Source organism: Arthrobacter sp. TRD_SC_6 (assembly GCF_055361185.1).
This window is the reverse complement of the sequence record NZ_CM143953.1, coordinates 1,953,558-1,973,977: the sequence shown is the minus strand read 5'-3', so window position 1 is coordinate 1,973,977 and position 20,420 is coordinate 1,953,558. Positions and strand designations below refer to the sequence as shown.

The following is a 20,420-nucleotide window of genomic DNA, read 5'->3' as shown; positions in this document are numbered from 1 at the left end:
ATTTCTTGCTTTCTCTGGACGGTTCCTGGAACAGGCGGTCGCCGTGGTATTACGTGTGGAATCATCTCACCACCGGAGTTCGGGCGTGAGATAACCCGTCCACATGTTGGACAACGGGAACCGACCGGAACCGTGGCTCACCTTGGACCCTGTGCACGGATAGCCGGATGTCACACCCCGTTCACAAACCAGCACCTGCCCTGAAATGCACCTTTCCTATCGTTGCGGTACTGCTACTTGATCGAAAGGTTCGCCATGAGCGTTGACCGCGCAGTCCCCTCCGAGGCTCCTGCCGCTTTAACCGGATCCAGCCTGGTTCACCGAGAAGGCCGCTGGATCGACAACTGGAATCCCGAGGACGAGGGCCAGTGGGAATCAATAGGGCGCGCGATCGCCCGCCGCAACCTGAAGTGGTCCATCGCCTGCGAGTTCCTTGGGTTCGTGGTGTGGCAGCTCTGGTCGATCGTGGTGGTTTACCTGCCCGCGGCCGGTTTCAACCTCACCACCTCTGAAATATTCTGGCTCATCTCGATGCCCAGCCTCGTCGGTGCAACCCTGCGCATCCCCTACACGTTCATGGTGCCGCGCTTCGGCGGTCGCAACTGGACCATCATCTCGGCCCTCCTACTATTGATTCCATCCATCGGCCTCGCTGTGTGCGTCAGCAACCCGGATACCCCGTTCGGCGTCCTGCTCGGCATCGCAGCCCTCGCCGGCTTCGGCGGCGGCAACTTCGCCAGTTCGATGGCGAACATCACCTTCTTCTACCCCGCCCGCGAGAAAGGCTGGGCGCTGGGACTGAACGCGGCGGGCGGAAACCTGGGTGCCGCCGTCGCGCAGTTGGTTGTTCCGCTCGCGGTTGCAGCCGGTGCCGCCGCAACCCTGAACCTGCCAATCGCAGGCTGGATCTGGGTTCCGTTTATCCTCCTTGCCGCGTTCGGTGCCTGGAAGTACATGGACAACCTTTCGAGCGCAAAGTCCGACTTCGCAGGATCCATCGCCGCCCTCCGCGAGCCACACCTGTGGATCATGGCCTTCCTGTACATCGGCACCTTTGGCTCGTTCATCGGGTTCTCGGGAGTCTTCCCGAAACTCATCCTCGATTCGTTCCCTGAGTTCTCCACATTTGCGCTTGGTCCAGCCGCGCTGTCACTGGCTTTCCTCGGCCCGCTCGTGGGATCGCTCGCCCGCCCCTACGGCGGACGCCTCGCCGACCGCTGGGGCGGCGCACGCATCACGGTCTGCGCCTTCGCTGTCATGGCACTTGCCGCACTGGCCGTCGTGTGGACGCTCCCGGCGTCGAACTTTTGGCTCTTCCTCGGCCTGTTCCTGGTCCTCTTCGCAGCCGCGGGTGCGGGAAACGGAAGCACCTACCGGATGATTCCGATCATCTTCGCCCTCCGCGGGCGGTCAGTGAGCGCCATGACCACCGGGCGGAAGGCAGCTGCGGCCCTCGGCTTGATCTCGGCCATTGGAGCGTACGGCGGGTTCGTGATCCCCCAGGTCCTCAACGCGTCAAAGGGCGCGACAGGCACGTACGACGCCGCCTTCTACGGCTTCGTCGCCGCTTATGCGCTGATGCTCACGGTCACCTGGTTCTTCTACCTGCGACGCAGCAAGTCTTCGGTTGGGCGCGTCTAGATGTGCGGCTCCACTCCGGGTGTCACCGAGACTGCTACACACTGCCCCTACTGTGCCCTGCAATGCGCCATGATGCTGACGGTTTCTCCACAGACGTCCTCAGTGGAGGTGAGCGGAAGGGACTTCCCCACGAACAAGGGCGGCCTCTGCCGAAAAGGGTGGACCTCCGCTGAGTTGCTGAAGCACCCGGACCGGCTGCGGGAACCGTTCCTGAAGGGCGCCGACGGCGTCCACCGCCCGGTCAGCTGGGACACCGCGCTGGAGCTCATCAAGGAGAAGGTAGTCACCACCCGTTCGCAGTTCGGCGCAGACGCAGTCGGAGTATTCGGCGGCGGCGGGCTGACCAATGAGAAGGCCTACCTGCTGGGAAAGTTCGCGCGGATCGCACTCGGCACCTCACGCATCGACTACAACGGCCGCTTCTGCATGTCATCCGCGGCTGCAGCCAGTAACCGTGCCTTTGGCCTGGACCGTGGACTCCCCTTCCCGCTCGCAGACCTGGGTTCGGCGCGCACCATTTTCATGCTCGGCTCCAACACGGCGGACACCATGCCGCCCTTCGTCCAGCACCTGCGGGGCGCGCGCGATGCCGGTGGGCTGATCGTCGTCGACCCCCGCCGGTCTGCGACTGCGGAGTTGACCAACGACGGCGGCGGGCGGCACCTTCAGTCCGCGCCGAAGACGGACCTTGCGCTGCTGCTGGGAATCACGCACGTAGTGGTCATGGAAGGCCTCGTTGACCGGGACTACGTGGAAACCAGGACTCGCGGCTATGAAGCACTGGTCCGCAGCGTGACCCGCTGGTGGCCCGAGCGGGTGCAATCGCTCACTGGCGTCCCCGCCGCTCTCATCCGCGAAACCGCGCACCGGCTCGCCGAACCCGGCGGGACCTACATCCTCACCGGCCGCGGCGTGGAGCAGCACGCAAACGGCACGGACACCGCGACGGCAGCCATCAACCTGGCGCTCGTGCTCGGCCTCCCCGGGACCCCTGGCAGTGGGTACGGCACACTCACCGGGCAGGGCAACGGTCAGGGCGGCCGTGAACATGGCCAGAAGGCGGACCAGCTTCCCGGCTACCGGAAAATTACGGATCCAGCGGCCCGCCAGCACGTTGCCCAGGTGTGGGGCGTTCCCGAGGAGGCTATTCCAGGGCCGGGGCTTCCCGCCGTCGAACTCCTCGGTTCCCTTGGCCAGCCCGGCGGGGTGCGGTGCCTGTTCGTGCATGGGGCCAATGTGGTGGTCTCGGCACCGAATGCCTCGGCCGTGCTTGACGGTCTGCGCAGCCTGGATTTCCTCGTGGTGTGTGACTTCTTCCTTTCGGAGACTGCGGCCGTTGCCGACCTCGTGCTGCCGGTCCTGCAGTGGGCCGAAGAGGAAGGCACCATGACGAACCTCGAAGGCAGGGTGCTCCGCCGTCGCGCTGCGGTTCCCCCGCCGCCGGGTGCCCGGAACGAACTGTGGATCATGGCGAGGCTCGCGGAGCTGCTGGAGGCGCCGTCGTCGTTCAGCGATGATCCGGAAACCGTCTTCAACGAGCTGCGGGCGGCGAGCGCGGGCGGCCTCGCGGATTACTCGGGTATCCAATACGCCATGCTCGACGCCGGGGAGGCAGCCTACTGGCCGTACCCCGCAGGCGCTGAGGAAGCGGGAGGCACACCGAGGCTCTTCACGGAGCGCTTCGCCCATGCCGATGGGAGGGCTGTGCTGCATCCTGTAGCGCCGTCGTCGGCTGCGTCCGGAGCTGCATCCGGCACACTCACACTGACCACGGGGCGGCTGCTGGAGCACTACCAATCGGGAACGCAGACGCGCCGGGTCGGTGACCTCATGACGACCACGGACAGCCAGATACTCCAACTGCACCCGGTCACCGCTGCCGGATTGGGAATCGCAGACGGAAGCGACGTAGAGCTCAGCAACGCCCGCGGCACGGTCACGGCGCGTGCCCGGCTGACGACGTCGATCCGGCCCGACACAGTGTTCCTGCCCTTCCACTTTCCAGGGGCGGGCAACGCGAACGTGCTGACGTCCTCCGAGACCGATCCGGTCTCCGGAATGCCCGAGTTCAAGACCACGCAGGTGCTGGTGCAGGCGCGCCGGCCGGCGTTGGAGGAGGTAACCGTATGAGCCGGATCGTCGTGGTGGGTTTCGGCCCGGTCGCTGCGCGCTTCACTGAGGAGATCGAGCCACTGCTCACCGCTGGAACCGTGCACCTTACGGTCGTCGGAGCCGAGCCCGACGCCGCGTACAACCGTGTGCTGGTGGCCGATGTCGGGGTGGGCCGGACACCCGAGGACGTCATTGCGCTCAGTGATCCCGAGCGGCTCACCGCCCTGGGCGCCGAGCTGGTGCTGGGCTTGAGCGTCCGCCGGATCGACCGCGCGCGGCGGGTGGTGCACTTGTCCGATGGCAGCTCCCGCGCTTACGACCGCCTGGTTCTCGCGACCGGCGCCCGCCCGGTCATCCCCTACCTCGCAGGCCTCAATCCCGACCCGCTCGCTCCGTCGCTTCCCGCCGGAGTGAGCACCCTGCGCGACCTCGCAGACGCCCGTGAACTGCGAAGCGTGGTGGAGCGGCGCGGGGACGTCGTGATCCTGGGTGGCGGGATCCTTGGCCTTGAGGCGGCACTGGCAGCAGCAGAGCAGGGCGCGCGCGTGAGCGTCGTACATCACGGGAGCTACCCGCTGGCCCGGAACATCGACGACGCCGGTGGCCAGGTGCTCGCCGCCGCGATCCGCGCGCAAGGAGTCCGGTTGGTTTCGGGGGCGAAGGCGGTAGGCCTGGAGCACGACGACGACGGCCGGTTCACGGCGCTCCGGCTCGACGACGGGCGGCTCGTTCCGGGCGATCAACTCGTGCTGTCCTGTGGAGTCCGTCCGAGTATCGAGCTTGCCGAAGGTGCGGGGCTGCCCGTGGACGCCGGAATCCTCGTTGGGCACACGCTGCAGGTCCACCACGATGAGTACATTTTCGCGATCGGCGACTGCGCGCAGGTTCGTTGCGCCGATCCCGGCTGCACACCCTGTTCCGGTTCGACCGGGCCGAGCGGATTGATCGGACCCGGGTGGAAGCAGGCGGAGTGGCTCGCATCCTCGTTCGCCGCCGAACTTTCGGTGGGCTCCGGGACCGCCGCGCCGTCGTCGTCGTACTCGTCGTACTCGTCGTACTCGTCGTACTGTGAAGCGGACCTCCCGCCGGTCGTGATGCTGAAGGCGCGCGGGCTTGACGCCGTGGTCGCGGGTGAGGTGAACGCCGACCCGTGGGCAGCGCACGACGACGGCACGTGCGTGTCGCTGTGGGCCGACCCGCAAGCCGGCCGGTACGTGAAGATGGTCACCCGAGACGGGGTGCTGCGCGGGCTGGTGAGCGTGGGTATGCCGCGGACCGGCGCCGAACTGGTGCTCCTGTTCGAGGGCGGCGGCGTGCTGCCGGCTGACCGGTCGAGCCTGCTGCGCCTGGACGGCGCAGAGGGGGTGGCGGAACCGTCGTCGTCGGATCCCGCGGTTACCGTCTGCCGGTGCGCGGGGGTGAGCCGGGGCAGTATCGAGCAAGCCGCCGTCGTCGGCTGTTCGACGGTGGCTGAAGTGTCGGCGTCCACCCGCGCCGGCACGGGCTGTGGCGGGTGCCACCCGGACATCCGGGCGATCATCGAACAGCACTTCAACCACGCTGTGGTGTAGTCAGCCTCTTACGGCGTCACCGTGCCTGTGGGCAACTCTCCACTGGCCGCCCTCGCGCCGGTAGATCTGGGTCGCCCGGAGCACGTAGCTGCGTGGTTCACCGTCGACCGACGCCGATGTGTGCTCCAGTCCAGCTGTGTAGGCGATGTCGCCCATAACGTCCCAGGCGAGCAATTCGAACCGGTACGAGGTGCAGTCGGAGAATCGTCTGGCAAGGTCACTGAAGAGCTCATCCAGTTCCTGCTGACCGATTGCATTGCGCACCGCGCCCAAGATGCTCACGGGCTCATTGCGGGACCAGATCGCCCTTCGTGGGACGGCGTCGCCGTTGTGGACGGCAACTTCTGCCTGGAAAAGCTCGGTTTCCACCCAGGCCAGGAAATCGCTGCGATCGCTCATGCGACCAGTATGATCCTGGCACCCGGCCGTTACCAGATGTGGAGCCGCCGCGCCGCCTCAGCGGTGCGTGCCAATATGCCCGCGTTCTGTGCACGACGACGGCGGCAGAAGGTGGGCAGTTAGGTTCGTCCAGGCCTACGCGTCCTGCGAAGTCAACGCGGGTTAGGGACTCGTAATGTGCAGTCGCCGTGCCGCTTCGGAGATGGACCCGGTGAGCGAGGGGTACACCGTGAACGTGTTCGCGACGTCGTCGACGTGAAGCTTCTTGGTCACCGCGAGCGCCAACGGGAAGATCAGCTCCGACGCACGGGGCGCGACGACGACACCACCGATCACCGTGCCGGACCCCTTGCGCGCAATTATTTTCACGAAGCCGTCCTTGACGTTCATCATCTTGGCCCGCGGATTGGTGCTCAGCGAAAGCTTGATGACGTCGCCCTGGTAACGGCCCGATTCGACGTCTGCTTCCGAGACACCGACCGATGCAATTTCCGGTGCAGTGAAGATGTTGGACGCCACCTGCTTCAGCTTCAGCGGCGTGACGCTGTCTCCCATCAGGTGTGCCATGGCGATCCGGCCCTGCATTGCGGCCACGGACGCGAGCGCGAGGACACCGGTGCAGTCGCCGGCCGCGTACACGTTCGGCGCGGTGGTGCGGGAAACGCCGTCCACCTTGATGTGGCCCGTCTCCGTGAGCGCGACACCCGCTTCCTCGAGACCGATCCCGGCGGTGTTCGGGATGGCGCCCACGGCAACGAGGCAGTGACTGCCATCGACCGTACGTCCATCCGAGAGGGTAACGCGGACGCCGTCCTCAGTCCGGACCACACCGTCGGCGCGGGACTTCGAAAGCACAGTCATGCCCCGTGAGCGGAAGACGTTCTCCAGCACCTCGGCGGCATCGGCATCCTCGCCGGGAAGCACGCGGTCGCGGCTGGAAATCAGTGTGACCTCCCCGCCCAGCCCATGGTAGGCGGAGGCGAACTCAGCCCCGGTGACTCCGGAACCGATGACGATCAGGTGTTCGGGCACCTCGGTGAGGTTGTAGATCTGCTTCCAGTTGAAAATGCGCTCGCCATCGGGCACTGCCGTGGGCAGTTCACGTGGATGGGCGCCGACGGAAATGAGGATCGCGTCCGCTTCCACGACGGTGCTTCCGGACTCGGATGTCACTTCAAGCCGGTGGTCATCCAGCAGCTTCCCGGTACCGATCAGAATGTTGACGCCGGCCCGCTCAAGCGCAGCCGTGATGTCCTTCGACTGGTTCACCGCAAGGTCAAGGAGGCGCTCGTTCACCTGGCCGAGGTCCGCGTAGGCCGCCGTCGTATCGTCGAACTTCACGCCCAGGTTGTGTGCGTTGGCAACCCGCGCCATGGTGTCGGCGGTCGCGATCAGCGTTTTCGAGGGGACGACGTCGGTCAGCACGGCTGAACCGCCCATGCCATTGCTCTCGACAATGGTGACCTTGGCTCCAAGTGAGGCGGCAACCATGGCCGACTCGTAGCCGCCCGGGCCTCCTCCGAGAATTGCGATCCGGAGGGCGCTGAAATCCAGTTGACTCGTCACACCTGCCATTCTGTCCTATCCCCCACCACCTCTCAAACGAGGTAAGTTGGACCGGTGATTGTTGAATCCTCGGCGAACCCGTTTGCCCTCGCCCGCACTGCAGCGGACTACATCGCACAGGAGACTTCGGTCGCTGCGCACGACATCGCGCTGGTGCTGGGCTCGGGATGGGGCGAAGCGGCCGGGTTGATCGGCGAGACCACCCACACCCTCCAGGCGACGGACATTCCAGGCTTCGCGGCCCCCGCCGTCGAGGGCCATGTGGGCACCATCCGCTCAATCCTCACCCCGGCCGGAAAGCGCGCCCTGGTCCTTGGCGCACGCACGCACTACTACGAGGGCAAGGGCGTCCGCGCCGTCGTTCACGGCGTTCGCACCGCAGCAGCCGCGGGTGCGAAGATCCTGGTGCTCACCAACGGGTGTGGTGGCCTGAAGGAGAACTGGTCACCGGGCACCCCGGTACTGATCAGCGACCACCTCAACCTCACGGCAGCCTCCCCGCTTGAGGGCGCAACGTTCGTGGACCTCACCGACCTCTACTCCTCCCGCCTCCGCAGCATCGCCCGCGAGGTTGACCCCACCCTGGACGAAGGCGTGTACGCACAGTTCACCGGGCCGCACTACGAGACTCCCGCCGAGGTCCAGTACGCCAAGCGCATCGGCGCGGACCTGGTTGGCATGTCAACCGCGCTCGAGGCCATTGCGGGAAGGCACGCAGGCATGGAGGTATTCGGCATGTCCCTCGTGACGAACCTCGCGGCTGGCATCAGCCCCATTCCGCTCAGCCACGGCGAGGTGCTCGAGGCCGGGCAGGCCGCCGGGCCTCGAATTTCGCGGCTGCTCGCGGACATTATCGGCAGGCTCTGACCATGGACTTGTTCTCATCGGCCCGAGAGTGGGCCGCCCAGGATCCAGATCCCGAAACCCGCGCTGAGCTGGAAGACCTCCTGAACCGTGCCACGAACGACGACGACGCCGGGCAGCCCGCAGCGCTTCAGCAGCTCCAGGATGCCTTCAGTGGGCCGCTGCTGTTCGGGACAGCCGGCCTGCGCGCTGCGCTCGGCGCTGGGCCTAACAGGATGAACCGGGTGGTGGTCCGGCGTGCCGCTGCCGGCGTGGCCGCCCACGCGGTGGAACTGTCGAAGGGCGCCTACGCGCCGCGCGCCGTCGTCGGCTTCGATGCCCGGAGGAACTCGCGGGTATTCGCGGAGGAAACTGCCGCCATCTTCACCGCCGCGGGGCTCGAAACTTTCCTGCTGCCGGGCGAACTTCCGACGCCGGTACTCGCCTATGCGGTCCGGGCGCTGCAGTGTGAGGTGGGCGTCATGGTGACGGCCAGCCACAACCCGCCCGAGGACAACGGTTACAAGGTCTATCTGGGCGGGCGGGCGGTCGAGGAGACCGCCCGGGGTGTGCAGATTGTGGCTCCGCACGATGGAGCGATCGCCGCCCACATCGCAGCGGTTGAGGACGTCCAGCTGGCAACAGGCGGCTGGACTATGTTGCCGGAAAGCATCGAACACGACTACGTGGGCTCCGTTGTCGCCCTTGCCGACCGTGGGGCGTATCCGGCGAGGGACCTGTCGATCGTGCTCACGCCGATGCACGGGGTTGGTGGCCGGACCGCGCAGAGCGTGCTTGCCGCCGCGGGTTTTGGGCCGGTTCATGTTGTGGCCGAACAGGCTGAACCGGACCCGACGTTCCCGACCGTCGAGTTCCCCAACCCGGAGGAACCCGGCGCGCTCGACCTCGCGTTGACTGCCGCCGTGGCCCAGGACGCAGACCTGGTTCTGGCGAACGATCCCGACGCCGACCGCATGGCTGCCGCTGCCAAGGATCCTGCGACCGGTGAGTGGCGGATGCTGCGCGGTGATGAGACGGGCTCGCTGCTGGGGCTGCACCTGGCCGCACGTTTGTCCGAGGGTGAGTCCGCCGTCTTCGCCAACTCGATTGTGTCTTCCCGCCTGCTGAGCCGCATCGCTGAGGCAGCGGCACTCCAACATGAGCAGACCCTGACGGGGTTCAAGTGGATTTCCCGGGTTCCGGACCTGCGGTTCGGCTACGAGGAGGCGCTTGGATATTGCGTCGCCCCCGAGCTGGTCCGGGACAAGGACGGCTTGTCAGCTGGGTTGCTGCTGGCGGAGTTCGCCGCGGCGTGCAAGGCAGAGGACAAAACGCTGTTCGACGCGTTGGACGAGTTGGCGCTGGTGCACGGACTGCACATGAGCGACCAGTTGTCGGTCCGTGTTGGAAGCCTTGGACTGCTCGGGGCGATGATGAACCGACTCAGGGAGGCGCCGCCGTCGTCGTTCGCGGGCTCTCCCGTTGACTACGCTGAGGACCTCGCCGAGGGCTTGTCACTGCCTCCCACCGACGGCCTGCTGTACCTGACGCGGGACAGTACGCGGGTCATCATCCGGCCAAGCGGCACCGAACCGAAGCTCAAGTGCTACCTCGAAGTCATCGAGCCGGTGGATTCGGCAGCTGAACTGGGAACCTCGAAAAACGCCGCGCGGGCCCGGCTTGACGCCGTTCTCCGCGATGTGGAAGAAGCCCTGGGGCTCTAGACCAACACTTCCACCGCGCCGTCCAGGATTCGGACCGGGAAGCTCCTCAGCGCTGTGCCCGCACCCACCGCCTCACCCGAATCGAGGTAGTAGACCTCCTTATGGAGGGGTGAGGTGATGGTGAAGCGCTTCCCTTTCGACCCGACGATCCCGCGCGCCATAACCTGTGAGCCGCTCACGGGATCCCGGTGTGAGACGGCGAAAACAGTCGTGGAGTCAACGCGGAAGAGTGCCACCTGGCGCCCGTGGATGAGTGCGGCCTCGCCCCAGCACAGTTCAAGGTCGGCCAGGCGGCAGATCGGGTACCAGTTTCCCTGCTGTTGCTCCGGCCGTGTGTGATCCAGTTGCAGTGTCATGGAAGAGACGCTATGGAGACGGCGTTTCACGTTCCCGCATTGGATGTTGCCGACGGGTAAAACGCACCTCACCAACACCCTCGCTGGCGGTGAGCGCAAAGTTAATCTTCGTTTACATAGGGGAAATCACAGGGCAACTGCGCGTCCGTACGCTGAAAAGCAAGTGCGGAGACCTACTCCCAGCGCGAAAGGTGCCCAATATGACTTCTGCTTCAGCCCAGCGCATCCTGGTGGTCGGCGGTGGCCCCGCAGCCCACCGCTTCGTCGAGGCCATGTGGTCACGCGGGCTCGAAGGGTTCGCCATCACTGTCCTCTCCGAAGAAACCTGGCTGCCCTATGACCGCGTTGCGCTGAGCCGGGCGCTCGTGGCCGACGTCGACCTGACCCTTGGCCAGGCCGATATGTGGGACCACCCTGCGATCACGCTGGCCGCCGGGTCTCGGGCGGTAGCTTTGGACCGTGAGGCCCGCACTGTCACCACCGAAGCGGGCGTGGTCCACTCCTACGATCATCTGGTCCTGGCTACCGGGTCGAACGCAGCCCGCCTTCCGCTGCCCGGCATGGACGCCGCGCACGTCTATAGAACAGTTGACGATGTCCGGGGCCTCCGCATCGAAGTCTCGCGGTTGACCGCCGAGCTGGGACGCACCATCAACGCCGTCGTGATCGGAGGCGGCCTGCTCGGCCTGGAAGCAGCCGGTGGCATGCAGACCCTTGGCGCCAACCCCGTTGTAATCAACGGTGCGGCGTGGCTCATGAACACCCAGCTGGACCAGGGCGGCGGACAGGCGCTCGACCGGTTGATCACGGCGAAGGGCGTGACCGTGCACGGCGGCGTCTTCCCGTCCGGTTTTGCAATGGAGGACGGCCGGATGGTCGGAGTCGATATGGCGGATGGACGGCGCATCCCGGCGGACCTCGTCGTCGTCGCAATCGGCGTCCGTCCGCGGGATGAACTCCCCCGGGACGCCGGCATGACCATGGGTCCGCGCGGTGGCGTCGTCATCGACGCTTCCTGCGTCACCGAGGATCCGAGCATTTGGGCGATCGGCGAGGTGGCCTGCTTTGAGGGCATGTGCCTGGGCCTGGTCGCGCCGGCCAACACGATGGCCGAGATCTGCGCGGACCGCCTGCACGGTGGCACCGCAACGTTCCCAGGCTTCGACACGGCTACCAAACTCAAGCTCTCCGGCGTGGAAGTTGCCGCCTTCGGAGACGCGTTCGCCGCAGCGGAACATAGCCTGGAAATCGTCTACGCAGACCCTGCCCGCGGCCTGTACCAAAAGCTCGTCGTCACTGACGATGCAAAGACGCTCCTCGGCGGAATTTTCGTGGGCGACGCCTCCCCTTACACCTCGCTGAGACCGTTGCTGGGACGGGAGCTTAACGCTGAACCCGGTGCCTACCTCTCGGCTGCCGGTGCCGGGGAGGCCCCTGATACTGAGCTCCCTGATGACGCCATCCTCTGCTCCTGCAACAACGTTTCCGCCGGATCCATCCGCGACGCCGTCAACGGCTGCGGCACCTGTGAGGGTTCCGAGCCGGTGAGGGAACTCGCTCCATTGAAAGGCTGCACGCGGGCAGGCACCGGTTGCGGCTCGTGCGTGCCGATGCTGAAGAAGCTACTCGAGGGCGAACTGAAGAAGAGCGGCATCGAAGTATCCAAAGCTCTATGTGAACACTTCGCCATGTCCCGTCCCGAGCTGTTCGAAGCAGTTCGCGTGCTGGAACTGGACAGCTTCGAGGGCATCATTGAACGCTTCGGTGTGCCAACGGCCGGAACTTTCGGCTGCGACATCTGCAAGCCCGTTGCCGCTTCGATCCTCGCCTCGCAGCGCGCTGAATACGTGCTCGACGGCGGCAGGGGAATCCTCCAGGACACCAACGACCGCGCGTTGGCCAACATGCAGAAGAACGGCACGTACTCGGTGGTACCCCGCATTCCAGGCGGTGAGATCACACCGGAAAAGCTGGGAGTCATCGCGAAAGTCGCCCAGGCCTACAACCTGTACACCAAGATCACGGGTGGCCAGCGCATCGACATGTTCGGTGCCCGGTTGGAGGAACTCCCGGAAATCTGGAAGATCCTCGTTGAGGCGGGCTTCGAATCGGGGCAGGCCTACGGGAAGAGCCTGCGGACGGTGAAATCCTGCGTCGGGTCAACCTGGTGCCGGTTCGGTGTCCAGGATTCAGTGGCCATGGCGATTCATTTGGAACTGCGGTACCGCGGACTCCGCAGTCCGCACAAACTCAAATTCGGCGTTTCCGGCTGCGCACGTGAGTGTGCCGAAGCGCGCGGCAAGGACGTCGGCATTATCGCGACGTCGGACGGCTGGAACCTGTACGTCGGAGGAAACGGCGGCGCAACCCCGGCGCATGCCCAGCTGCTGGCCAAGGACCTCGACGACGCCACGCTCATCAAATACATTGACCGCTACCTCATGTACTACATCCGCACGGCGGACAGGCTTCAGCGCACCGCTGCCTGGCAAGCCGAGCTCGACGGCGGATTGAAGCACGTCGAAGACGTCATAGTCCACGATTCGCTGGGCATCGCCGAAGACCTGGAAGCAGCCATGGGCCGGCATATCGACAACTACGAGGATGAATGGGCCGCCACGCTCAAGGACCCCGAACGCCTCCGCCGGTTCCGGTCCTTCGTCAACGCTCCGCACGAAAAGGACGACTGGATTGTCAACGTTCCGGAGCGGGGGCAGATCCGTCCCGCCACAGATGAGGAACGGGCAGCGGCCGCAGCCGGAGCTGGTCCAGTCCTGCTGGGCGCAGGCATCCCCGTCCGTTCAACGGTTGGGGAGGGACAGTGAACGCCGTCAGCGACGTATCCCTTGATCTAGCGGGCCTTACCGTACTGATTACCGGTATGACGACGGCGGCCCGCCACACGGTGCGCCGCTACGCTGCCGGCGGGGCAACCGTCCGCCGCATTGCCACGCCCGCCCAGTTTCACCCGCGGATGCTTGACGCTGTGGCCTTGGCGGTGGTTGTGGCGCCGGCAGCCAATGGGGACGAGTGGACGCTGCTGCGCGAGGCCTGCCGCGAGCGGCGCATCCTCACCGCGTCCGAGGAACCAGCAGCAGCCAGCGGCGGCCGGGTCACGCTGATTGGTGGCGGTCCCGGCGTCGAGGACCTGATGACAGTGCGTGCCTTGCGGGCGCTGAGGGAGGCCGACGTCGTACTCTTTGACCGGCTGGGGCCGTACCGGACACTGCCGCAGCTTGCACCGGGCGCCGAACTGATCGACGTCGGTAAAACTCCGGGCCACCACCCGGTCAGCCAGGCGGACATCGAGAAACTGATGGTGTCCAAAGCCCGCGAGGGGCTCCACGTTGTGAGGTTGAAGGGTGGAGATCCCTTCGTCTTCGGGCGGGGCGGCGAGGAAGTCAATACATGTCTCGCAGAAGGCATTTCCGTCACGACCGTTCCCGGAATCAGCAGTTCCATCGCTGTTCCCGGTGCTGTGGGTATTCCGGTGACCTACCGCGGCGTCGCGCATGCTTTCACCGTCATTTCCGGGCATCAACCGCTGACGGAGCGTGAGCTGGGGGCACTCGCTGCGCTTGGCAGCACCATAGTGGTGCTCATGGGGGTCGGGACGCTGCCGCAGCTCACGGCCGGTTTGCGCAAAGCCGGTCTCGGAGCAGACGTCCCTGTCGCCATTGTTGAGAAAGGCTTCAGCCCCGGGCAGCGGACCACCATCTCGACCCTCGGGTCAGCAGTCACAGCGGCGGGCGAAGCGCGCTGCACGTCTCCCGCCGTCGTCGTCATCGGTGAGGTGGTGCGCCAGCACCACGACTTCCAGTCGACACTGGCGGACGTGCTCGCCCACCCGATGGTGACATCATGACAGTCATGCCTGCTGTCGAATTACCTGCCGGAGAGGGTTCGCTTGCCGGTTTCCGCATTGGTGTCACCTCTGACCGGCGTTCCGGTGATCTCATCGATGCGCTCGAGCGGCGAGGTGCCTCCGTGCTGCACGCACCGGCGCTTAAGATTGCACCGGTCGCGGAGGACGTGCCGCTGCTTGAGGACACGCGGAGGATTGTCGCGGCTCGCCCGGACTACGCCATCGTCACCACTGCCTACGGCCTGCGGCGGTGGTGTGAGGCAGCGGATGCAGCGGGACTCGGCGACGCACTCCTGGCGACGCTCGGTGAAGCGAAGATCTACGTCCGCGGCCCGAAAGCACGCGGAGCGGTGCGGGCGGCTGGACTCAATGACGTCGGAATCAGCGCGGACGAGACCACCGCATCGTTGGTGAACATGATGCTCGGGTTGGAGCTGCAGGGGAAGACTGTGGCCGTGCAACTGCATGGGTACACGGACTATCGGCAGCTTGACCGGCTGCGTCACGCTGGTGCGCATGTGTTGACAGCGACCCCTTACCGCTGGGTGAAACCGGAAGGTGCGGATGGTTTGCCCCGGCTGATCGAAGCATCCTGCTCAGGTGGCCTGGACGTCATCACCTTCACCAGCGCGCCGGCCGTTGACGCGGTACTCAGCACGGCCTCGGAGATGGGGTGTCGGGACGCGTTCGTACGGGCCTTGAACGGACAGGTTGCTGCCGCCGTCGTCGGACCCGTGACCGCACAGCCGCTGGTGGAGGCCGGAGTTTCACCGCTCATCCCGGAACGCTACCGGATGGGCGCGTTGATCCGGTTGGTGTGCGAATACCTCGGCCAGCACGCGGTGTTGCAGTACCCGACTCCATTCGGGCCCATTGAGTTGCGGGGCAGGAACCTGCGCATCAACGAAGCACTGGTGGAACTGCCGCCGGCACCGATGAGCCTTTTCCGCGCGCTCGTGGAAGCAAATGGTGCCGTGCTCTCGCGTGAACAGTTGGCCGGGATCCTCGCTGACGGCGCTGGAGAACATGCGCTGGACATGACGATCAGCCGCTTGCGCAAGGCCCTGCCGCACCCAGGGCTGGTGGCAACGGTCATTAAACGGGGCTATCGGCTGCAGGTCTAGCTGCGTCTGGGCGGCTGCGCTGAGGATAGAATCTTAGGAAGCAATCGTCAGCACATTCAAGGAGCTTCCATGGCACATCCGGCACGCACTCCCCGAACTGAGCATTCCGGTCAGGGCCGGGGACTTCAGAATGCCATCGTTTTCGCCATCATGGCCGTGATGTTCGCTGGTGCCATCTACTCGCTGACGTTCTTCGATCGCACCAACGTGTGGCCGTTCGCCGTGTGCCTGGTGCTGTTCTTCCTGGCCTTCTGGATTCCGCAGACCATCCTCGGGCGTTCCGACACAGGTCCGCAGCTGGCCAAGGGCGAGCGTAAAGCCTGACGCCATCGCCTCAGGGGTCCGTGCCAGCGGGCCCTTTTGGCGTTAATGAGCGCCTGGATGATTGTTACGCACTGTGACGCTGGGGAATATACAGACGCAGGTGCCTGCTGAACTAGGTAACTGCCCTCACCCGGGCGTTTCCACCAACCGTCAAAGGACATCCCCATGACTTCTCGCCGTCTTCCGCTGCTCGGCGCCGCGACCGCCATCCTCCTTGCGGTTGCCGGCTGCGGTTCTTCCCCTTCGAGCGAAAGCTCCGGAACCGCTGGAGCCGAGACCGCTGGTGGCACCGCCCTGGCCGAAATCCAGGAGTCCGGAGTGCTTACGGTTGGCACCGAGGGCACTTACAAGCCTTTCACCTACCATGAGGGCGGCGCGGGCGACCTGACCGGCTATGACGTCGAGGTCATCACCGCCGTCGCGGAAAAGCTCGGCGTTGAGGCTGAGTTCGAAGAGACCCAGTTCGATGCCATTTTCGCCGGTCTCGAGGCGGGCCGCTTCGATGTCGTTGCCAATCAGGTCTCCATCACCCCGGAGCGCGAGGAAGCGTACTCATTCTCGGATCCCTACACGTACAGCAATGGCGTCATCGTGACCACTGCTGACAACAACGAGATCTCTTCCTTCGAGGACCTTGAGGGCAAGACCACCGCGCAGTCGCTGACCAGCAACTGGCACGAGCTGGCCGAGGAAAGCGGCGCTGAGATCGAGGCCGTCGAGGGTTGGGCGCAGTCGGTGACCCTCCTCGAGCAGGGCCGCGTCGACGCAACGATCAATGACGAGCTGACCTTCCTCGACTACCAGAAGTCCACTCCGAACGAAAACATCAAGATCGCCGCGGAGACCGAGGACCAGTCCCGCAGCGCACTGGCTTTCCGTCAGGGCAGCGATGAGCTGGTCGACGCCGTCAACGTAGCACTCGAGGAGCTCGGCACCGACGGCACCCTCGCCGAAATCTCCGAGAAGTACTTCGGCGAGGACGTCAGCGCGGAGTAATCATAACGACGACGGCGGGCACCAGCCGAGGCGTTCAGCCTCCGACTGTGCCCGCCGTCTCTTTGTGCATCCGCTTGCTCACGACCACGATCAGCCACTGGGATAGCGTAGGAACTTATGGACATTGACTGGGACTTGGCCTTGACGTCGTTCTGGCCACTTGTTCTGGGCGGCCTGACAGGCACCATCCCGCTGTCGCTGGCGTCTTTTGCCCTTGGTCTTCTGTTGGCCCTGCTGGTTGCGCTCATGCGGCTCAGCGCCAACAAACTGGCGTCCGGCATAGCGCGGGCCTATGTTTCCGTGATCCGCGGTACTCCCCTGCTGGTTCAGCTGTTCGTGATTTTCTACGGGATGCCTTCGATCGGGTTGACCATCGATCCATGGCCGAGCGCTATCATTGCGTTTTCCCTCAACGTGGGCGGCTATGCTGCCGAGATCATCCGGGCTGCGATCCTGTCGGTTCCGCGTGGGCAGTGGGAGGCCGGGCACACCATCGGCATGTCCCGCACCCTGGCCCTGCGGCGCATCATCCTCCCGCAGGCTGCACGGGTGTCGGTCCCGCCGCTGTCGAATACGTTCATTTCCCTGGTGAAGGACAGTTCCCTGGCGTCACTGATCCTTGTGACCGAATTGTTCCGCCAGGCGGAGGAGATTGCCGCGTTCAGCCAGCAGTTCATGCTGATCTACATTGAGGCCGCGGCCGTGTACTGGGTTTTCTGTCTTGTCCTCTCGGCTGGACAGTCCCGACTGGAGAAGAGGCTGGACCGCTATGTCGCGCACTGACAAGATCACCGGCGACCCCGTGTTGACCGTTGTGGGACTGCGAAAGTCCTTCGGGGACAACGAGGTCCTGCGTTCGATTGATCTGTCCGTTGCGTCAGGCGGTGTCGTTGCCCTTGTGGGTCCCTCCGGATCCGGCAAGACCACCGTGTTGCGCTCCCTCAACGGGCTGGAAATTCCCGACGCCGGCCGCGTCACCTTTGAGGGTGGCCCCGCCGTCGACTTCGGCGGAAGCGTGCCGAAGCGACAGCTCGCGGCGCTGCGGGACCGGAGCGCCATGGTGTTTCAGCACTACAACCTCTTCCCGCACAAGACGGTGCTCGAGAACGTGATCGAGGGTCCGGTCCAGGTGCAGCGCCGCCCCAAAGCGGAAGCTATTCGCGATGCCGAGGAACTGCTCGGACGGGTGGGCCTGGCCGAGAAGAAGGACCAATACCCGCACGAACTCTCCGGCGGTCAGCAGCAGCGCGTGGGCATTGTTCGTGCGCTCGCGTTGCGGCCCACGCTCCTGCTGTTCGACGAGCCCACATCCGCACTGGATCCCGAGCTCGTGGGCGAAGTGCTTTCGGTGATCAAGGAACTCGCAGACGAAGGCTGGACCATGGTGCTGGTTACCCACGAGCTCGCATTCGCCCGTGAAGTTGCGACCGAGGTGGTGTTCATGGACGGCGGCGTAGTGGTCGAGCACGGCCCTCCGGAGGCTGTGCTGCGCAACCCTACGGAGGAGCGGACCCGGCGCTTCGTGCACCGGCTCCTTCACCCGTTCTAGAGCAGGCCCTTCGTGTGCCACACCGTCTTCGTCTCCGTGAAGAACGTGATGCGGTCGATCGAGGGGGCTCCGGCGTCGGGACCCGATTCCGGAGGGAGCACCCGCTTCAGCGTGTCCGCCGCCGCAATCTGCAGGTCCACCCAGTCCAACTCGCCCGCACCGAGCAGGTCCAGCGCATTCACGTCGGCGTGCGACGCCAGCCACGGCACAATTTCCGCCGGAGAACCGCTCAGGACGTTCACCACGCCCGCCGGAACGTCACTGGTCGCGAACACTTCACCCAAACTCAAAGCCGCGAGCGGCGCCTGTTCATCAGCAACGACGACGACGGCGTTGCCGCTCACGAGCACCGGCGCCACAGCGCGGACGAACCCAAGCAATGACCCCGGGACGGGGCTGCCCTGCGGCGCAACCACAGCCACAACGCCCGTAGGCTCAGGCACCGAGATATTGAAGAACGGCCCTGAAACGGCATTCGCGTTCCCGGCCACCTGAACATACTTGTCCGCCCAGCCGGCGTACCAGACCCACAGGTCAATGGCCTCGTCAACCTGCGCCGACGCGGCGGAGGAGGAAACTCCTTCGAACGCCGCAATCTCCTCGGCGAACTGCGCACGGCGCCCATCCAGGATCTCCGCGATCCGGTATAGAACTTGCCCACGGTTGTAGCCGGTGGTCCCGGACCACCCGCTGACGGCGGCACGGGCAGCCACGACGGCGTCCCGGGCGTCCTTGCGGGAAGCCTTCGCGGCGTTGACTGTATTCACCGAAAAGCTCCCCTGCTTGCTCGCTACTTCGTACACACGCCCGGATTCACTCCGGATGAATTTGCCGCCGACATACAGCTTGTAGGTCTTCGGAACAGCCAGACGGCTCATCCGGCACCTCCTGTGAAAGCAGACGGCGACGACGGCGCCAGGTAGGCCGCCAATCCCTGCTTGCCGCCTTCCCGTCCATAACCGGATTCCTTGTACCCGCCGAAGGGAGAGGCGGGATCGAACTTGTTGAACGTATTCGCCCAGACGACGCCGGCGCGCAGCTTGTCCGCGACTGCCAGGATCCGGCTGCCCTTGTCGGTCCAGATGCCCGCGGACAGCCCGTACGGCGTGTTGTTGGCCTTCGCGATTGCCTCCGCGGGTGTGCGGAACGAAAGCACCGACAGCACAGGCCCGAAGATCTCGTCGCGGGCGATCCGGTGGCTGGTGGACACGTTGGTGAAGATGGTCGGCGGGAACCAAAAACCTTCCGAGGGGAGATTGCACGCCGGGCTCCACCGCTCAGCGCCCTCCTGTTCCCCAATGGAAGACAGTTCCTGCATCCGGCCCAGCTGGGACGCTGAGTTGATTGCACCGACGTCCGTGTTCTTGTCGAGCGGATCACCGACGCGCAGCGTGGAAAGGCGCGCCTTGAGCCGGTCAACGACGTCGTCGTGGACGGACTCCTGGACCAGCAGCCGCGAGCCCGCACAGCACACCTGGCCCTGGTTGAAGAAAATTCCGTTGACAATGCCCTCGATCGCCTGGTCGATGGGCGCATCATCGAACACGATGTTCGCGCCCTTGCCGCCAAGCTCAAGGGTCAGCTTCTTGGACGTGCCAGCCGTTGAGCGGGCTATTGCCCGGCCCACCGCCGTCGAGCCTGTGAAGGCAACCTTGTTGACGTCGGGGTGGTTCACAAGCACTGAGCCCGTGGCACCCGCACCGGTCACGATATTGACGACGCCGGCAGGCAGGTCCGCCTGTTGCAGGATCTCCGCGAACAGCAGGGCCGTCAACGGAGTTGTCTCGGCGGGCTTGAGCACCACGGTGTTCCCGGCGGCCAGGGCCGGTGCGATTTTCCACGCCAGCATCAGCAGCGGGAAGTTCCAGGGGATCACCTGCGCGGCAACGCCGAGTGAACGCGGGGTCGGCCCCATGCCGGCGTAGTCCAGCTTGTCCGCCCAGCCTGCGTAGTAGAAGAACCAGGCGGCAACCAGCGGAACGTCGACGTCGCGGCTTTCCTTGATGGGCTTGCCGTTGTCGAGGCTCTCCGCCACAGCCAACTCACGCGAGCGTTCCTGCACCAGGCGCGCGATGCGGAACAGGTACTTCCCGCGGTCAGCACCGGACATCCGTGACCAGGTTTTGTCATACGCACGGCGGGCGGCGACGACGGCGGCATCCACGTCCTCCTCATTGGCACAGGACACGGTGGTGATGTGCTTTTCGGTAGCCGGCGAGATGGTGGTGAAGGACTCACCGTTGCCGGGGACAAACTCACCGTTGATGAAGAGCCCGTACTCGTCCTTGAGGTTCAGGATCGCTGTGGACTCCGGCGCGGGAGCGTAGTCGAGGAAGTTCATTTCGGAATC

At 65.2% G+C, this 20,420-nt stretch carries 17 protein-coding genes; 12 read left to right on the top strand and 5 right to left on the bottom strand.

The genetic code is table 11. The features are described from left to right. Positions 1 to 255: 255 nt before the first annotated feature. The 3 genes from ACWA1U_RS09470 to ACWA1U_RS09460 are packed head-to-tail and all read left to right on the top strand — an operon-like array spanning position 256 to position 5,324. Positions 256 to 1,641, top strand: coding sequence for an MFS transporter (locus ACWA1U_RS09470; protein WP_463721954.1), 1,386 nt, complete (start codon positions 256 to 258; stop codon positions 1,639 to 1,641). Next, positions 1,642 to 3,771, top strand: coding sequence for a molybdopterin oxidoreductase family protein (locus ACWA1U_RS09465; protein WP_463721953.1), 2,130 nt, complete (start codon positions 1,642 to 1,644; stop codon positions 3,769 to 3,771). Continuing rightward, positions 3,768 to 5,324, top strand: a complete 1,557-nt coding sequence (locus ACWA1U_RS09460; RefSeq protein ID WP_463721952.1) for an FAD-dependent oxidoreductase — start codon at positions 3,768 to 3,770, stop codon at positions 5,322 to 5,324. The genes ACWA1U_RS09465 and ACWA1U_RS09460 overlap by 4 nt, the downstream gene beginning before the upstream one ends. Here ACWA1U_RS09460 and ACWA1U_RS09455 read toward each other — a convergent pair whose 3' ends face one another. Both ACWA1U_RS09455 and ACWA1U_RS09450 read right to left on the bottom strand, forming a co-directional pair. After that, positions 5,325 to 5,723 carry a nuclear transport factor 2 family protein gene (locus tag ACWA1U_RS09455; RefSeq protein ID WP_463721951.1) on the bottom strand — a complete coding sequence of 133 codons (399 nt, stop codon included), beginning with the start codon at positions 5,721 to 5,723 and terminating at the stop codon, positions 5,325 to 5,327. It lies immediately after the preceding gene. Positions 5,724 to 5,885: 162 nt separating this feature from the next. Then, complete coding sequence (locus ACWA1U_RS09450; protein ID WP_463721950.1) at positions 5,886 to 7,289, bottom strand: NAD(P)H-quinone dehydrogenase; 1,404 nt, start codon at positions 7,287 to 7,289, stop codon at positions 5,886 to 5,888. A gap of 54 nt (positions 7,290 to 7,343) precedes the next feature. On the opposite strand from ACWA1U_RS09450, the gene ACWA1U_RS09445 reads away from it, so the two are divergent. Both ACWA1U_RS09445 and ACWA1U_RS09440 read left to right on the top strand, forming a co-directional pair. After that, complete coding sequence (locus tag ACWA1U_RS09445; RefSeq protein WP_463721949.1) at positions 7,344 to 8,156, top strand: purine-nucleoside phosphorylase; 813 nt, start codon at positions 7,344 to 7,346, stop codon at positions 8,154 to 8,156. Positions 8,157 to 8,158: 2 nt separating this feature from the next. Then, positions 8,159 to 9,856 (top strand): phospho-sugar mutase, encoded by a 1,698-nt coding sequence (locus ACWA1U_RS09440; RefSeq protein WP_463721948.1) that lies wholly within the window; start codon positions 8,159 to 8,161, stop codon positions 9,854 to 9,856. Here ACWA1U_RS09440 and nirD read toward each other — a convergent pair. Next, positions 9,853 to 10,212 carry a nitrite reductase small subunit NirD gene (gene nirD / locus ACWA1U_RS09435; protein ID WP_463721947.1) on the bottom strand — a complete coding sequence of 120 codons (360 nt, stop codon included), beginning with the start codon at positions 10,210 to 10,212 and terminating at the stop codon, positions 9,853 to 9,855. The genes ACWA1U_RS09440 and nirD overlap by 4 nt on opposite strands. 200 nt (positions 10,213 to 10,412) lie before the next feature. Between nirD and nirB the strand changes: the two genes are divergently transcribed. The 7 genes from nirB to ACWA1U_RS09400 all read left to right on the top strand — a co-directional run bounded on the left by nirB (position 10,413) and on the right by ACWA1U_RS09400 (position 18,070). After that, positions 10,413 to 13,037, top strand: coding sequence for a nitrite reductase large subunit NirB (gene nirB, locus ACWA1U_RS09430; RefSeq protein WP_463721946.1), 2,625 nt, complete (start codon positions 10,413 to 10,415; stop codon positions 13,035 to 13,037). Beyond that, on the top strand, positions 13,034 to 14,077 hold the full coding sequence (cobA, locus tag ACWA1U_RS09425; RefSeq protein ID WP_463721945.1) for a uroporphyrinogen-III C-methyltransferase: 1,044 nt from the start codon (positions 13,034 to 13,036) through the stop codon (positions 14,075 to 14,077). The genes nirB and cobA overlap by 4 nt, the downstream gene beginning before the upstream one ends. After that, complete coding sequence (locus ACWA1U_RS09420) at positions 14,074 to 15,201, top strand: uroporphyrinogen-III synthase (protein WP_463721944.1); 1,128 nt, start codon at positions 14,074 to 14,076, stop codon at positions 15,199 to 15,201. The genes cobA and ACWA1U_RS09420 overlap by 4 nt, the downstream gene beginning before the upstream one ends. 69 nt (positions 15,202 to 15,270) lie before the next feature. Next, positions 15,271 to 15,525 carry a hypothetical protein gene (locus tag ACWA1U_RS09415; protein ID WP_463721943.1) on the top strand — a complete coding sequence of 85 codons (255 nt, stop codon included), beginning with the start codon at positions 15,271 to 15,273 and terminating at the stop codon, positions 15,523 to 15,525. A 165-nt stretch (positions 15,526 to 15,690) separates the two neighbouring features. After that, positions 15,691 to 16,521, top strand: a complete 831-nt coding sequence (locus ACWA1U_RS09410) for an amino acid ABC transporter substrate-binding protein (protein WP_463721942.1) — start codon at positions 15,691 to 15,693, stop codon at positions 16,519 to 16,521. 123 nt (positions 16,522 to 16,644) lie between these two features. Beyond that, positions 16,645 to 17,304: an amino acid ABC transporter permease gene (locus tag ACWA1U_RS09405; RefSeq protein ID WP_463724998.1), complete on the top strand. Its 660-nt coding sequence runs from the start codon at positions 16,645 to 16,647 to the stop codon at positions 17,302 to 17,304. Then, positions 17,291 to 18,070 (top strand): amino acid ABC transporter ATP-binding protein, encoded by a 780-nt coding sequence (locus tag ACWA1U_RS09400; RefSeq protein ID WP_463721941.1) that lies wholly within the window; start codon positions 17,291 to 17,293, stop codon positions 18,068 to 18,070. Before ACWA1U_RS09405 ends, ACWA1U_RS09400 begins: the two co-directional genes overlap by 14 nt. On the opposite strand, the gene ACWA1U_RS09395 is transcribed toward ACWA1U_RS09400, so the two are convergent. Then, positions 18,067 to 18,948 (bottom strand): aldehyde dehydrogenase family protein, encoded by an 882-nt coding sequence (locus tag ACWA1U_RS09395; RefSeq protein ID WP_463721940.1) that lies wholly within the window; start codon positions 18,946 to 18,948, stop codon positions 18,067 to 18,069. The genes ACWA1U_RS09400 and ACWA1U_RS09395 overlap by 4 nt on opposite strands. Further along, positions 18,945 to 20,411, bottom strand: coding sequence for an aldehyde dehydrogenase family protein (locus ACWA1U_RS09390; RefSeq protein WP_463721939.1), 1,467 nt, complete (start codon positions 20,409 to 20,411; stop codon positions 18,945 to 18,947). The genes ACWA1U_RS09395 and ACWA1U_RS09390 overlap by 4 nt, the downstream gene beginning before the upstream one ends. Positions 20,412 to 20,420 lie beyond the last annotated feature (9 nt).